The organism is Croceibacterium ferulae, from assembly GCF_003660445.1.
In the GTDB taxonomy this organism is placed as follows: domain Bacteria; phylum Pseudomonadota; class Alphaproteobacteria; order Sphingomonadales; family Sphingomonadaceae; genus Croceibacterium; species Croceibacterium ferulae.
In genome coordinates, this window is sequence record NZ_QZVQ01000004.1 from 69,668 (window position 1) to 85,147 (window position 15,480).

11 protein-coding genes are annotated in these 15,480 nt (G+C 68.0%); 3 read left to right on the plus strand and 8 right to left on the minus strand.

What is annotated here, in order from left to right; all coding sequences use genetic code 11:
* Window positions 1–15: 15 nt before the first annotated feature.
* Window positions 16–2,607, minus strand: coding sequence for an HWE histidine kinase domain-containing protein (locus D5S08_RS05625; protein WP_121116437.1), 2,592 nt, complete (start codon window positions 2,605–2,607; stop codon window positions 16–18).
* A 178-nt stretch (window positions 2,608–2,785) separates the two neighbouring features.
* On the opposite strand from D5S08_RS05625, the gene D5S08_RS05630 reads away from it, so the two are divergent.
* Window positions 2,786–3,247 (plus strand): DUF2721 domain-containing protein, encoded by a 462-nt coding sequence (locus D5S08_RS05630; RefSeq protein ID WP_241557248.1) that lies wholly within the window; start codon window positions 2,786–2,788, stop codon window positions 3,245–3,247.
* 7 nt (window positions 3,248–3,254) lie between these two features.
* On the opposite strand, the gene D5S08_RS05635 is transcribed toward D5S08_RS05630, so the two are convergent.
* Together D5S08_RS05635 and D5S08_RS05640 are read right to left on the minus strand one after the other, a co-directional pair.
* Complete coding sequence (locus D5S08_RS05635) at window positions 3,255–3,806, minus strand: SixA phosphatase family protein (RefSeq protein ID WP_121117025.1); 552 nt, start codon at window positions 3,804–3,806, stop codon at window positions 3,255–3,257.
* A 7-nt stretch (window positions 3,807–3,813) separates the two neighbouring features.
* The gene (locus D5S08_RS05640) at window positions 3,814–6,570 is read right to left on the minus strand and encodes an ATP-dependent DNA helicase (protein ID WP_121116439.1); all 2,757 of its coding nucleotides are present in this window, start codon (window positions 6,568–6,570) and stop codon (window positions 3,814–3,816) included.
* A 406-nt stretch (window positions 6,571–6,976) separates the two neighbouring features.
* On the opposite strand from D5S08_RS05640, the gene D5S08_RS05645 reads away from it, so the two are divergent.
* Together D5S08_RS05645 and D5S08_RS05650 are read left to right on the plus strand one after the other, a co-directional pair.
* Window positions 6,977–7,516, plus strand: a complete 540-nt coding sequence (locus D5S08_RS05645) for a hypothetical protein (protein WP_121116441.1) — start codon at window positions 6,977–6,979, stop codon at window positions 7,514–7,516.
* A gap of 84 nt (window positions 7,517–7,600) precedes the next feature.
* Window positions 7,601–8,215: a hypothetical protein gene (locus D5S08_RS05650; RefSeq protein ID WP_121116443.1), complete on the plus strand. Its 615-nt coding sequence runs from the start codon at window positions 7,601–7,603 to the stop codon at window positions 8,213–8,215.
* Here D5S08_RS05650 and D5S08_RS05655 read toward each other — a convergent pair.
* From D5S08_RS05655 to sucD, 5 genes are all read right to left on the minus strand, one after another.
* Window positions 8,200–8,826 carry a trimeric intracellular cation channel family protein gene (locus D5S08_RS05655; protein WP_121116445.1) on the minus strand — a complete coding sequence of 209 codons (627 nt, stop codon included), beginning with the start codon at window positions 8,824–8,826 and terminating at the stop codon, window positions 8,200–8,202. The genes D5S08_RS05650 and D5S08_RS05655 overlap by 16 nt on opposite strands.
* A gap of 91 nt (window positions 8,827–8,917) precedes the next feature.
* Window positions 8,918–10,321, minus strand: a complete 1,404-nt coding sequence (gene lpdA / locus D5S08_RS05660) for a dihydrolipoyl dehydrogenase (protein WP_121116447.1) — start codon at window positions 10,319–10,321, stop codon at window positions 8,918–8,920.
* 94 nt (window positions 10,322–10,415) lie between these two features.
* Window positions 10,416–11,657 (minus strand): 2-oxoglutarate dehydrogenase complex dihydrolipoyllysine-residue succinyltransferase, encoded by a 1,242-nt coding sequence (gene odhB, locus D5S08_RS05665; RefSeq protein WP_121116449.1) that lies wholly within the window; start codon window positions 11,655–11,657, stop codon window positions 10,416–10,418.
* A 15-nt stretch (window positions 11,658–11,672) separates the two neighbouring features.
* Entirely contained in the window at window positions 11,673–14,492 is a 2,820-nt protein-coding gene (locus tag D5S08_RS05670) for a 2-oxoglutarate dehydrogenase E1 component (protein ID WP_121117027.1), read from the minus strand.
* An 86-nt stretch (window positions 14,493–14,578) separates the two neighbouring features.
* Window positions 14,579–15,469 (minus strand): succinate--CoA ligase subunit alpha, encoded by an 891-nt coding sequence (gene sucD, locus D5S08_RS05675; RefSeq protein ID WP_121116451.1) that lies wholly within the window; start codon window positions 15,467–15,469, stop codon window positions 14,579–14,581.
* Between the last annotated feature and the right edge of the window lie 11 nt (window positions 15,470–15,480).

Consider the following 15,480-nt stretch of genomic DNA (forward strand, 5'->3'; position numbering starts at 1 on the left):
GTAGGCGGGGGCTGCTCAGCCCCCGCGCATCTGTTCCAGGATGCCGGCCAGATCGGCCGTGCTGTATGGCTTCTGCAGGATGCCCCGTGCGGCTGTTTCTCCCAGCTGGGCGATCGCGTCGCCATATCCGGTGACGAACCAGTAAGGCACGCCCATCTCGTCCAGCGCGCGGGCAATCGGCTCGCTCGATTCCGCACCCAGATTGAAGTCGAGCAGCGCCAGATCCGGCCGGTCATTGTCCAGCAAGGCCTTGGCGCCGGCGACGGAACTGACGACGCTGACCGTCGGAATCCCCAGCCCGAACAACGCTTCTTCCGCATCCATGGCGATGATCATGCTGTCTTCCACCACCAGCACGTGGTCGATTGGCGACGCTCCATCAGCGCCCTTGCGCTCCTGCAGCCTGGGCTCGTCTTTGGGCGGCATGTCCGGTCGGCTCGGCCCCGGCTGAACGAAGCGGCCGGGGATGGTGAAGTCCGCTTCCACCCCGCTCAGCCGATGGCGCAGTTCGGCCGCGCCGCGCAGTTCATAGGGGATGGACCGTTCGATGATCGTGCTGCCGAAGCCGCGCCGTTGCGGCGGGCGCACCGGCGGGCCTCCGCTCTCCCGCCAGCCGATCTGCAGGTCGCCCACATTGTCCAGCCGCGTATCGATCGCCAGCCGTCCGGCGCTGTCGCACAAGGATCCGTACTTCGCGGAGTTGGTCATCATCTCGTGCAGCACCAGCGCCAGCACGGTGTAGGCCTCCGGCGCCACCAGCACATCCGGGCCGGTCACGGTGATCCGGTCGGTCTTGCCGCCCAGATAGGCTTCGGCTTCGGTCTCGATCAGCTCGTGCAGCGATGCAGGGGACCAATGCTCGCGGGTGATGTTGTCGTGCGCCAGCGCCAGCGCGCGAATGCGCCCGCCCACCAGATCGGCGAACTGTTCGATGCTGGTGCCTTCGCTGCGCGACTGGCTGACCAGGCCGCGGATCAGGGTGAGGATGTTGCGGACGCGGTGGTTCAGCTCCGCGATCAGCAGCTCCTGCTGCTCGGCCGCGCGGGCGCGTTCCTGCATCTGCTCGTCGCTCATGCGCAGGATCACTTCCAGCAGCGTGACCCGGACATGTTCGGCGACGGTCAGCTCTTCCGGCGTCCAGGGCGCGCTGTGCCCCTCTACCGACTGCTTCCACGCCTCGAAGCTCCTGCGCGGGGACAGGCGCGGGCCGTTCGGGCCGTATTCCATCACCTTTTCCGGCCGGCCCGCCCAGGTCACCACCTGCGGCAGCTCCCGTCGCCAGAACACGACATAGTCGCGCGGGCGGCGGCTGACCGGGATCACCAGCGCCCCGCAGGCGCGGTCGGTGAAGGCGGCCGCCGGCGGGAGCATGGTGGCCAGCGCATCCGAATGGATGATCTGGCTGCTGGAGGCCGCGTTCAGCGCCGGCACCATCGCCAGGAACTCCGCCTCGGTCGGCGCTGCGCCGCGACAGCTATAGGCGCCGTCCACGAAGGCGCTCGACCCGTCATGCGGGATCACCTGCCCGATCACGCCGTCCAGCGTGCTGAGGTTTTCCACCAGCGCGGTGCCGCCCACCAGCCGTGTCATCAGCCGGTCATGCAGCTGGCGCCCCCGCTCCGCCATGCGGCTTCCGCCGCTGGCGATAGCCAGTTCCAGCTGCAGCGCGAACAGCTGCGCGAACAGTTCGGCGGTGGTGCGCAGCGAATAGGGCAGGGTGCGCGGGGCATAATGATGACAGGCGAACAGGCCCCACAGCTTGCCCCCCACCACGATGGAGATCGACAGGGAGGCAGTGACCCCCATGTTCTTGAGATATTCAATATGGATCGGCGACACTGCGCGCAGCGTGCTGAGCGACAGGTCGACCGCCCCGCCATCGATCGCATGCTCCGGCTCGATCGGTACGGGCGTGGCATTCACGTCGGCGATGATGCGCAGCAGGCTTCGCAGGTACAGTGCGCGGGCCTGCGCCGGAATGTCGGTGTGGGGGTAGCGCAGGTTCAGGAACGGCTCCAGCCGCTGCTCCCGCGCCTCGGCGATCACCTCGCCGCTGCCATCCTGGTGAAAGCGATAGACCATCACCCGGTCGAACCCCAGCAGCACCTTCATCTGCCGCGCGGCTTCCGCGCACAGGTCCGTGATGTCGCGATGCCGTCCCAGCCGCTGCATGAGCGGGCGCAGGCCGCCGGGATATTGCAGCTCGCCGCCACCTTCGGCCGGCTCCAGCTCGACGATCAGGAGCCGGCCCGACCGGTGCAGCGCGATGTCGAACAACACGCCGTTGCCCAGCAGGTCGACGCCGAACAGCCGGCTGACAAGATCCGTCACCGCTCCGCCGCCGGCCTCGGCAATGCCCTGATCCTCGTCCAGCTGACCCGCGGCCTGGCGCAACAGCTTCATCGCGGCGGGCGCGAAATGCTCACCCAGACGGCCGCCGACCGCAGGCACGGCGGGGCGCTGCAGGATCGCAGCCAGATTGGCGGAGCGATGCGCGACGATCCAGTCGGCATTGAGCGCGATCAGCGCGCCAAAGCCCTGGATGCTCCCCAGCTTGTGGATCGGTTCCCGATCGCAGTTCGACAGGTCGTAGCCGTGACTTGCCATGTTCACGCCGACCCGGTCAGGAAGGCGCCAAGGGTACGATGCAACAGTGTCAATTCATCCCGCCCGCGCCAGCCGCATGGGGTTCACCTATGGGGCTCAAGTTTGTGAAAGATTCGGTCTGGTTTCAAAGCAGCGGAGGCCGCTAGAGTTCCCGGGCAGCCCAATGGAGCGACAGCTTATGGAGATCAACATCGACGGCGTGATCGCGCAGACCATCCAGCTGGCGCTGACGCCGGTCTTTGTGCTGGTGGCGATCGGCAACATCCTGAATATCCTGTCCAATCGGCTTGCTCGCGTGGTTGACCGGTCGCGCATCCTGCAAAAGTCGCATGCCCGGACCAGCGGGCTGGAGCATGACGCGGTGGTGCGCGAGATCCGCATCGTCGACCGGCGCATCCGCCTGATCAACAGCGCCATGCTGCTGCTGGTGATGAGCGGCCTGTCGATCGGCATCACCGTGGCCATGCTGTTTGTGGAGGAGGTCTTCAGCGCATCCTTGCAGAACGCCGCAGCCGCCTTCTTCTTTGCCTCCATCGCCCTGCTGATGGCGGCGCTGCTGTCCTTCCTGCGGGAAACGCGCGTCGCCACCAACGCGCTGAAGATCCCGGAAACCTACCTGGAACTGGAACGCAAGCTGTAGCGGCGGTTCAGCCGACGATCGAGGATTCGGGCCCCAGGGCGGCATCCAGGTCGCGCGGGCGGGCGAAATGGAGCAGTCGGCCGCATCCGGGCGCCAGATCGGCCCAGTCCGCCACGTCCAGCGCCAGCACGGCAAAAGTTGCGGTGGGGAACTTCTCCGCCGCGGCCACGCATAACGGATCGTCGATGTCGCGCACCAGCAGCAGCAGCAGATCCTGCAGCCCCGGATTGTGCGCCGCCAGCAGCAGGCTGGCCGGGTCGCCCTGCGCGCCCTGCACCAGCGACAGCAGCGTGTCCGCATCCGCGAGGTAGGCTTGGTGCTGCCATTCGGGTGTCAGCGGCAGCTGTGCGGCCGCAAGTGTCTGGCGCACGCGCTGTGCCGGGCTGGCCAGCAGCCGATCCCAGCCGACCCCATGATCCACGATATGCCGGCCCATCAGCGCCGCCCCACGCTGCCCGCGCCCGTTCAGCCCGCGATCGAAATCGCGCTGCTCCCCGCCGCGCATTTCGCTGGCGGACCAGTCCGACTTGGCATGGCGTAGCAGGCCCAGCAACTTCACGGGGGTGTCACGGCTCCTCTTGCAGCGCGCGGTCTGGCGCGTCTGCATCCGCGCCGCATGTGACACCCGCGCCGACTGCTTGTAAAGCCTGCTCCAGCGTGACGCGGCGCACGGGTGTGCCGGCGGGGAACGCATCCAGCAACCGGCTGGGAAAGGCGGCGGACAGCACCACGAAGTGCCCGCGATCGCCCGCGCTGCGGATCAGCCGGCCGAACGCCTGTGCCAGCCGCGCGCGGATCAGCATGTCGTCATAGGCGCTGCCTCCGCCGCCATTGCTGGCGCCGTGCGCCGCCCGGCGGGCGCGGTGCAGGATGCCGGGCTTGGGCCAGGGCACCTGTTCCAGCACCACGCAGCGCAGCGAATGGCCGGGCACGTCGACCCCGTCGCGCAACGCGTCCGTGCCCAGCAGGCTGGCGCGCTCGTCATCGCGGAAGATGTCCACCAGCGTGCCTGTGTCGATCGGGTCGACATGCTGCGCGTATAGCGGCAGCCCGCTGCGGGCCAGCCGGTCGGCGATGCGCGCGTGCACGGCGCGCAGGCGGCGGATGGCGGTGAACAGGCCCAGCACCCCGCCGCCCGCCGCCTCGATGATCCGGCCATAGGCACCCGCCAGCGCCGGCAGGTCGCCGCGCGGAACGTCGGTGACGATCAGCACCTCGGCCATGCTGGCATAATCATACGGGCTGGCTGCCGCGCTCAGCAGCGGGGCGCCCTCCAGATGCGCCGCGCCCGATCGCGCCAGCGCCACGGTCCAGTCCTCCTCGCCACCCGTACCGCCCGGGCACAGGGTCGCGCTGGTCAGCATCGCACCGTGGGCCTGGTCCAGCACCACGCGGGCGAAGGGCTGGCTCGGGTCCAGCCAGTGGCGGTGCAGGCCGACATCGAACTCGCGCGTATCGGCGCGGTCCACCGCCATCCAGTCCACGAAGCTGGGATCGGCCGGTCCGCCCAGCCGCGCCAGCATCGCCTCCCACGCCAGCAGCAGGTCGATCCTCCAGGTCAGCGAGTGACGCGCGCCCTCGACACGGGCGCGGCCCTGCGCGTCCAGCCAGTCGGGCGCGTCCTCCAGCACCGCTTCCAGCCGCTGGCCCAGCTGCAGCAATGGCTGGCGGATCGCGGCCAGCGCGGCGCCGGCCTGCTGCGCCAGCTCCACCACCGGGCCGTCCAGCCCGGCGACCTCCGTCTCCAGGGCATAGCCCGCATCCTGCGCGCTCTCGTCGCGGGCGTAGGTCGTGGCGCGTAACGCGGAGAGCAACGCCTCCAGCGCGCCCAGCGGCAGCCCTTCGTGAATGCGCTGCAGCCAGCCGTCGGAGGGCAGGGCGGTGGCCGCCTCCACCGCGGCGGCAATGGCTTCGCTGCCCGCCTCGTCATAGCTGGCAATGTCCGCCAGCCGCGCCGCCAGCCCGCGTCGGCGGCCCTTGCCGCTGCGTTCGGGGCCCAGCAGCCAGCGGCGCAGCTCCACCGCCTCGCGGCCCGTCAGCGCGGCGGCAAAGGTGCTGTCCGCCGCCTCGAACACATGGTGCCCTTCGTCGAAGATGATGCGGGTGGGGCGCTGCGCATGGTCGCGCCCGCGCGCGGCATTGACCATCACCAGCGCGTGATTGGCGATCACCAGGTCGGCCTCGGCACTCGCCCGCGCGGCCCGCTCGATGAAGCATTTGCGGTAATGCGGGCAGCCGGCATAGATGCATTCGCCCCGCTGGTCGGTCAGGCTGCGAATGGCGCGGCTGCGGAACAGCGTACCCAGCCAGCCCGGCAGGTCGCCGCCGACCACGTCGCCATCCTGCGTGTAGGCGGCCCAGCGCGCCACCAGATGCGCCAGCACCGCCGCGCGGCCGCCAAAGCCGCCCTGCAGCGCATCCTCCAGGTTCAGCAGGCACAGATAGTTCTCCCGTCCCTTGCGCACCACCACCGGCTGGCTGCCATCGGGGCGCTGCTGCGGCCAGGCGCGGGTGCTTTCCCGGCGCAGCTGCCGCTGCAGGTTCTTGGTATAGGTGCTGACCCACACCGTCCCGCCGCTCTGTTCTGCCCACAGGCTGGCGGGGGCGAGATAGCCCAGCGTCTTGCCGATGCCGGTGCCCGCCTGCGCCAGCAGCATGTGCGGCCGACCGCGTGCCTGCCGCGGGGCAAAGACGCTGGCCACGTTCCGGGCATAGGCCTGCTGGCCGGCCCGCTGCTCCGCGCCGTCGCCGGTCAGCTGCGTCAGCCGGGTGGTGACGGCATTGTCGTCCAGAGTCACCTGCCGGGGCTGCGCGCGCGGCGGTGTCTCCTGCCATTCGGGCAGGCGGGCGAACAGCCAGCGTTCCGCCCGTTCCGGCCGGGCGACATGCGGGCCCAGCACCTGCGCCCACGGCCAGCGCAGCCGGGCCAGCGATTGCAGGGCGCTCCACGCGCCCTCCCGCTCCGCCCAGGCCGGATCTTCACAATTGCGGACCAGCGCGGCCGCCGCCGCCTGCAGCGTAGCGGGCACGTCGCCATCGGCTGCGGGCACCGGCAGGTCCAGTGCCTCGGCCAGTCCCTTGGGCGTGGGCACCACGAAGCGGGCGGGGTGGATGAAGGCGAACAGCTCCAGCAGATCCAGCCCCGACAAATCGGGATAGCCCAGCCGGCTGGCGACCAGCGGCGCATTCAGCAGCAGCACCGGCGTATCCGCCGCCGCGTTCAGCGCCGCACCCTTGCCGACCGCGCGTACCTCGCCCGCGGGATCGCTCAGCCAGCAGCCGGCATGGCTGGCATGCAATGCAGGTAAGGGGAGCGGAGGCATGGTCCCTAGATGGCGGCGGCGGAACGAAAAGTAAACGCGGGCAGGCCACCACCGCCACAGGACAAAATGCCTGTCCTACATCGGCCGCACCGTGGCATGTCGCCAGCGCCTGACCGGCGGCAGGGCATCTCCAGACCGACCCCTGCGCTGCGTCTCACAACAGCGCAAACGGATCTCCTTTGGAAGTTCACACTGCCGCCCGCCGGTTTCGGATGGATACCGCAGGGGGGCGGCGGACGCACATTCGGCCGCTTCGGTGTAAGCGTTACCTCACCGGCGTTCACACAAAGGCCGACATTTATGAACGTTGCTTGTCGAACAGGTTCAGTCCCGCATCAGCGCTGCACTTCTATCAGGGGGCTATCGGTGGCCGAACAGGGCACCACTTTCATTCGGGAGAGCACCCATGACCAACATTACCAAAGGTGTGATCGGAACCCTTGCCGCCGGTGCCATGGCGGTCGGCGCGGTCGTGCCCGCCCAGGCGCAGTGGCGCGGTGACCGCGACCGGCGCCACGACAGCGGCATCTCCGCCGGGGAGATCATCGCCGGCGCCCTGATCATCGGCGGCATCGCCGCCGTCGCCAGCAGCGCCGGCCGCAACAATCGCGACCGCTATTACGACAGCCCGCGCGATGCCGTGGAACGCTGCGTACGGGCGGCGGAAGGCACCGCCAACCGCTATTCCTATGGCGGCCGGTCCGAGGTGACGGACATCCGTGACGTCGATCGCAATCGCAACGGCTATCGCATCCGCGGCCGGATCGCCGTGAACCAGATGGATCGGGGCTGGCGCCGCGGCGATGCCCCTTATGGGCGCGGCTGGAACAATGATTATCGCGGCTGGAACGACAATTACCGCGGTTGGGACTCGGGTCGCTTCACCTGCCGCATCGAGCGGGGCCGGGTGGTCGACATCGACTACAGCGGCATTCGCGGGCTCTGACCGGCCTGCATGGCAGCCGGTGGTTCAGCGTCACGCAATCACCGGTCTGCCATGGCCTGCACACTCATTGATGGAATCGAACCCATGCGTCGTCCGTTTCGCCTGATCGCCACCACCGCCGCCAGCCTCGCGCTGCTCACCACGCCCGTTCTGGCGCGCGACCACCATCGCGGCGGCTGGAACGACCGGGGCTGGCACGATCGCGGCTGGGACCGGCGCCACCGGGACAACGGCATTGGCGCGGGTGAGGTGATCGCCGGCGTCGCGGTGCTGGGCGCGATCGCGGCCATCGCCGGCGTGTTCGACGGCGGCAATGACCGGCGGAACGAGCCGGTCCCCGTCCGCTATCCCGAGCAGGACCAGCGCGGCTATGCCGCCGGAACCGGCAGCGGACTGGACAGCGCCGTCGACATCTGCGTGGCCGAGATCGAGGCCACCGGCCCGCGTATCTCTGGCGTGGACAGCGCCAATCGCACGGCGGATGGCTGGTTCGTGTCGGGCGCGCTGGACAGCGGCGCTCCGTTCACCTGCCGCATCGGCAATGATGGCCGGGTGGCGGATGTGCAGGTCGGCGACAATGGCGGCCCGGTCGATGGCGGCTACTACAATCCGGCGGCCGATGATCGGCAGTATGACGACTCCACCTATTACCGGGCCCGCAGCGGCCTGGGTGACGGGCAGAGCTATTCCGCGCGGTAGGTCGGCAGTTCGATTTTCCACACCATCGCCGCACCGCGCAGCGCCAGCCCGGCGCCTGCGGCGATGCTCCAGCCCCATTCCGGCGGCACGTCGAGCGCGGTGAACATGGCGCACAGCCCGGCCGACAGCGCCGCGGCGGTGACGTAAAGCTCCGGCCGCATCAGGATGGACGGCACGCCGGCCAGCACGTCGCGGATGATGCCGCCGACGCAGCCGGTGACCACACCCAGCACCGCGGCCGGCAGCGGATCGACGCCATAGGCCAGCGCCTTGGCCGTTCCCAAAACGCAGAACACCGCCAGCCCGGCCGCATCCGCCCATTCCAGCAGCATCCCCTCCCACCAGCGTGACGGCGTCAGCCAGACCAGCAGAGCGGAGGCGAGCACCACGGCGGCCACCCACGGATCGCTGATCCAGAAAGCACGGACGCCGATCAGCACATCGCGCACCGATCCGCCACCCACGCCGGTGACCAGCGCGAAGAAGCAGGTGGTAACGAAGGTCTGCCGCATCCGCACCGCCGCCAGCGCGCCGGTCACCGCGAACACCGCGATGCCCAGCAGATCCAGGAATGGCGGGAGAGCAGGGGTGGCGAAGGGCTGCACGATCATGGCTGCGCCCTAGCGCCACGTCCGGCGGGCGCAAGAAAAAGGGGCCGCCCGCGTTGGGCAGCCCCCTGTTCGATTACCAGCTGGCAACGGGTCAGATGTGGATCGGCTTGCCCCGCACCGCCATCGCCGCTTCCTTGATCGCTTCCGAGTGGGTCGGATGCGCGTGGCAGGTATAGGCGATGTCTTCCGAAGTGGCGCCGAACTCCATCGCTTGCGCCGCCTGCGCGATCATCGTGCCGGCCAGCGAGGAGACCATCCACACGCCCAGCACCTTGTCGCTGTCGGCATCGGCGATCACCTTGACCCAGCCGGTCGTGTCGCGGTTGGTCTTGGCGCGGCTGTTGGCGGCCATCGGAAACTTGCCGACCTTGATCTCGTGGCCCGCTTCCTTGGCGCCTTCTTCCGACAGGCCCACGCCGGCGAATTCCGGCATGGTGTAGACCACGCTGGGGATCACGGCATGGTTCACGATGCCGACCTGCCCGGCGATGTTCTCCGCCACGGCGATGCCTTCATCCTCGGCCTTGTGCGCCAGCATCGGGCCGGGGATCACGTCGCCGATCGCCCACACGCCGTCCGCCTTGGTGCGGAAATCGTGATCGGTCTCGATCTGGCCCTTGCCGTTCAGCTCCAGTCCGATCTTGTCCAGGGCGAGGCCGTCCGTGTTCGGCCGGCGGCCGATGGCGACCAGCACGCAATCCGCGTCCAGCGTCTCGGCCGCGCCGCCTGCGGAGGGTTCCAGCGTCAGTGTCGCGGTGCTGCCGTTGACGGCCACGCCGGTGACCTTGGTCGACAGGCGCAGCTCCATGCCCTGCTTCTTGAACACCTTGGCGGCTTCCTTGCGGATCTCGCCATCCATGCCCGGCAGCAGCTGGTCCAGGAACTCGACCACGATGACCTCGGCACCCAGGCGGCGCCACACGCTGCCCAGTTCCAGCCCGATCACGCCGCCGCCGATCACGACCATGCGCTTCGGCACCTGCTTGAGCGCGATGGCGCCGGTGGAATCGACCACCACGCCGGCCGCATTGTCGATCTCCACGCCCGGCAGCGGGGTGACGGAAGAGCCGGTGGCGATCACGATGTTCTTGGCGGTGACGGTTTGGCCGGCCACTTCCACGCTGTTGCCGCCGGTGAAGCTGGCCCGGCCCTTCAGCCAGGTGACCTTGTTCTTCTTGAACAGGTACTCGATGCCGCCGGTCAGTTCGCTGACGGCGGTCGACTTCTCGCCCATCATGGCCGGCAGGTCGAGCGTGACGCTGCCGACCTGCACGCCGAACTTCGCCAGCGTGCCGTCATGCGCTTCCTCGAACAGCTCCGACCCGTGCAGCAGCGCCTTGGACGGGATGCACCCGACATTCAGGCAGGTGCCGCCCAGCGTCTCGCGGCTTTCGGCGCAGGCGGTCTTCAGCCCCAGCTGCGCCGCGCGGATCGCGGCGACGTAGCCACCGGGACCGGCACCGATGACAAGGACGTCGTAATCGTGTTCAGCCATTGCTCTTCCTTCCGTGCGTGCCGATGATGTGGGCACGAGCGGGTGAAATCAGAAGGCCGGCTGCTTCTGTGCGAAGCGGCCGGCCCGTTTGTTCTTACAGGTCGATCAGCAGACGCATCGGATCCTCGATCGCGTCCTTCATGATCTTCAGCGCGGTCACCGCCTCGCGCCCGTCGATGATGCGATGGTCGTAGCTCAGCGCCATGTACATCATGGGGCGGATTACTACCTGGCCGTTCACAGCCACGGGGCGCTCGTCGATCCGGTGCAGGCCCAGCACAGCGCTCTGCGGCGGGTTGATGATTGGGGTCGACATCAGCGAGCCGAACACGCCGCCATTGGAGATGGTGAAGGTGCCGCCGGCCATGTCGGCCATGGTCAGCGCGCCTTCCTTGGCCTTCTTGCCGAAGCCGGCGATCGCCTGCTCGATTTCGGCGAAGCTCATCGATTCCACATTGCGCACCACCGGCACGACCAGCCCGTTGGGGGCGCTGACCGCGACGGAAAGATCCACGTACTTGTGGTAGATGATCTCGTCGCCTTCCATCCGCGCGTTCACCGCGGGGACGTCCTTCAGCGCCAGGCAGGCCGCCTTGGCGAAGAAGCTCATGAAGCCGAGCTTGATGTTGTGCTTCTTGGCGAACACGTCCTTGTAGGCTTCGCGGGCGGCGATCACCGCGCTCATGTCCACATCGTTGAACGTGGTCAGCAGCGCGGCCGTGTCCTGCGCGCTCTTCAGCCGCTTGGCGATGGTCTGGCGCAGGCGGGTCATCTTGACCCGCTCTTCCGACCGGTCCGGGCCACCCGACGACGCGGGCGCCGCTGCGCTGGCCGGGGCCGAGGTGCTGGCGCCCGGAGTGTCCTTCTTCGCCTGAGCGGCGGCGAGGACGTCTTCCTTGGTCAGGCGGCCATCCTTGCCGGTGCCCTTGACCGAAGCCGGGTCAATGCCGTGTTCCAGCACCGCGCGGCGCACGGAGGGGGACAGGGACTGGTCACCGGACACCTCGCCATTGCCGGCGGCGGGAGCCGCAGCCGGGGCAGGGGTGGGTGCCGGAGCGGCCGAAGCGGCGGCGGGGGCTGCGCCGGAGGAGGCGCCGGCCTGGTCGTTGACGGTCGCGATCACTGCGCCGACCTCGACCGTGTCGCCGACCTGCACCAGATAGTCGCCCATGAACCCGGCCACGGGGGAGGGGACCTCCACCGCCACCTTGTCAGTTTCCAGGCTGCAGATCGGCTCGTCAGCGGCAACCGCCTCGCCGGGCTTCTTCAGCCATTCGCCAATGGTCGCCTCGGCCACCGATTCCCCCAGCACGGGGACCTTAACTTCAATCGCCATGTCGATTTCCTGCCATCAATTCTGCGAAAGGCCGAGGGCGGCCGAAACGAGTGCTTCCTGCTGTGCCTTGTGCCGGCTGGCGAGGCCCGTCGCCGGGGAGGCGGAGGCGTCGCGGCCGGCATAGGTCGGCCGCATGCCGGTCTTGCCCGCTGCGCCCAGCGCCTCCTCGATCCGGCTTTCGACGAAGAACCAGGCGCCGTTGTTCTTCGGCTCCTCCTGGCACCACACCACCTCCTGCAGATTGGTCATGCGCGCAATGCGATCGGCCAGCGGCTCGCCCGGGAAGGGATAAAGCTGCTCCACGCGAACCACGGAAACGTCCTGCAACCCTTCCTTGTCGCGCGCCTCGAACAGGTCGTAGGCGACCTTGCCGCTGCACAGCACCAGGCGGCGGACCTTCTCGTCCGCCACGGGGGTGGGATCGGACAGCAGCCGCTGGAAGTGGCTGGTGCCCTGGAAATCGGCCGCGGCGCTCTTGGCCTGCGGGTGACGCAACAGCGACTTCGGCGTCATGATCACCATCGGCTTGCGGAACGGCCGCAGCATCTGCCGGCGCAGCACGTGGAAGTAGTTCGCCGGGCTGGTGATGTTCAGCACCTGCAGATTGTCGTCCGCGCACAGCTGCAGGAAACGTTCCAGGCGGGCGCTGGAATGTTCCGGTCCCTGGCCTTCATAACCATGCGGCAGCAGCAGCACCAGGCCATTGGCACGCAGCCACTTGGACTCGCCCGATGCGATATACTGATCGATGATGATCTGCGCGCCATTGGCGAAGTCGCCGAACTGCGCCTCCCACAACACCAGCGTCTTGGGGTCGGCCAGCGCGAAGCCGTATTCGAAGCCCAGCACGCCATATTCGGACAGTGGGCTGTCATAGACCTCGAACTTGCCATGCGGCAGAGAGGCAAGCGGCACAAACTTGCGCTCGTCCTGCTGGTCCACCCAGATCGCATGCCGCTGGCTGAAGGTGCCGCGGCCTGAATCCTGCCCGGACAGACGCACGCCGAACCCTTCGGTCACCAGGCTGCCGAAGGCGAGCGATTCCGCCGTGGCCCAGTCGAAGCCTTCGCCGCTGTCGAACATGGCACGGCGGCCGTCGATCACGCGGCTGAGCGTCTTGTGCACGGTCAGGTCGTCGGGAATGGTGGTCAGCGTGCGCCCCAGGCTGTCGAACAGCTTGGGGCTGACGGCCGTTTCCACATTGCGCGGCGCGGTTTCCGGATCGGCCGGCTTGTGCAGCCCGCTCCAGCGGCCGGCGAACCAGTCCGCCTCGTTCGGCTTGTAGGACTTGGCGGCCTCGAACTCGTCAGCCAGCACGGCCTCGAACTCGGAACGCATCGCGTCCGCATCATTGCCCGTCACCACGCCTTCGGCGGAGAGGCGCTGCGCGTAAAGCTCGCTGACCCGTGCATGGCTGCGGATCTGGGAATACATCAGCGGCTGGGTGAAGCTGGGCTCGTCGCCTTCATTGTGACCGAACCGGCGGTAGCACCACATGTCGATCACGATATCGCGCCGGAACTGCTGGCGGTACTCGATCGCCAGCTTGCAGGCGAAGGTCACCGCTTCCGGATCGTCGCCGTTCACATGCAGGATCGGCGCCATCACGCCCTTCGCCACGTCGGACGGGTAGGGGCTGGAGCGCGCGAATTGCGGGCTGGTGGTGAAGCCGATCTGGTTGTTGATGATGAAGTGCAGGCAACCGCCGGTGTCGTAGCCGTTCAGGCCCGACAGACCCAGACACTCCCAAACGATGCCCTGGCCCGCAAAGGCGGCATCGCCGTGGATCAGCACGGGGAGAACCTGCTGGTGCTTGCTCAGATCGTCACGCTGCGCCTGCTGCGCGCGGACCTTGCCCAGCACAACGGGGTTGACCGTCTCAAGGTGCGAAGGGTTCGGCACCAGGCTCATATGGACGGAGGTGCCGTCGAACTCACGATCGGTGCTGGTGCCCAGGTGATACTTCACATCGCCCGAACCACCGACATCGTCGGGATTGGCGCTGCCGCCTGAGAATTCGTGAAAGATCACGCGATATGGCTTGGCCATCACGTTGGCGAGGACATTCAGCCGGCCGCGATGGGCCATGCCGTACACGATCTCGCGCACGCCCAGCGCGCCGCCATACTTGATCACCGCTTCCAGCGCGGGGATCATGCTTTCGCCGCCGTCGAGGCCGAAACGCTTGGTGCCGACATACTTCTTGGCCAGGAACTTCTCGTATTCCTCGCCCCGGATCACCGCCTGCAGGATGGCGCGCTTGCCTTCATGCGTGAAGGTGACGACCTTGTCCGGCCCTTCGATGCGGTCCTGCAGGAAGCGGCGCTCATCCACATCGGCGATGTGCATGTATTCCAAGCCGACCTTGCCGCAATAGTTGGCTTGCAGCACTTCCAGCAGCTTGGCGGGCTTGACCCAGTTCAGGCCCAGATTGCCGCCGACATAGACGTCGCGTTCCAGCGCCGCACCGGTGAAGTCGTGCCATTCCAGCGTCAGATCTTCGGGCAGGTCGCGCTTCGACAGGCCCAGCGGGTCCAGCTGCGCCGCCAGATGCCCGCGGACGCGGTAGGAGCGGATCAGCAGCATGGCGCGGATCGAATCGCCCGCGGCCTGCTCCACCTGGCTGGCGTCCAGCGCCTTGCCGGCCTTTGCCGCCGCTTCCTTCACCACCACGCTCATCCGCGTGGGGTCCATGGCCATGGCCATGTCGTCACCCGCCGCAGTTCCGGCATTGCCTTCCGTCAGCGGCCAGTTGGCATTGCGCCAGCTGGGGCCGGGCTGCGGCCCGTCCTGATCGGTCAGCTCGGGGAGAAAGGATTGCGCTTCGTTACCCATTGTCGGTTCCAGACCTGTATGTGCCCGCGTGCCGCGGCAGGTATTGCGGCGCCCCATGATGTGGTGGGGCGCCGGTATTCAAGCAATCACACCCGTTCCTTGAGCAGCGCGTCCAGCGTGCTGCCCAGCTCGGACGGGGAGTTGGCGACGCGGATGCCGGCCTCTTCCATCGCCGCGATCTTGTCTTCCGCGCCACCCTGGCCGCCGGAGACGATCGCACCTGCATGGCCCATGCGCCGTCCCGGAGGGGCGGTGCGGCCGGCGATGAAGCCGACCATCGGCTTCGAACGGCCGCGCTTCGCCTCGTCCTTCAGGAACTGCGCGGCTTCTTCTTCCGCCGAGCCGCCGATCTCGCCGATCATGATGATCGACTTGGTCTCGTCATCGGCCAGGAACAGTTCCAGCACGTCGATGAAGTTGGTGCCGTTCACCGGGTCGCCGCCGATGCCGACGGCCGTGGTCTGGCCCAGGCCGGCATTCGTGGTCTGGAACACCGCTTCGTAGGTCAGGGTGCCCGAGCGGCTGACGACGCCGACCGAACCCTTGGAGAAGATGGAGCCCGGCATGATGCCGATCTTGCACTCGTTCGGCGTCAGCACGCCGGGGCAGTTCGGGCCGATCAGGCGGCTCTTGCTGCCGCTGAGCGCACGCTTCACGCGCACCATGTCAAGCACGGGCACGCCTTCGGTGATGCACACGATCAGCTCCATCTCGGCGTCGATCGCCTCCAGGATGGAATCGGCGGCGAATGGCGGCGGCACGTAGATGCAGCTGGCGGTCGCGCCGGTCGCGGCCTTGGCCTCCGCCACCGTGTCATAGACCGGCAGGTTGATGTGGGTCGTGCCGCCCTTGCCGGGGGTCACGCCGCCGACCATCTGCGTGCCGTAGGCCAGCGCCTGTTCGGTGTGGAAGGTGCCGGTGGCACCGGTCATGCCTTGCGTGATGACCTTGGTGTTCTTGTCGACGAGAATGCTCATGTCCGTCCCTT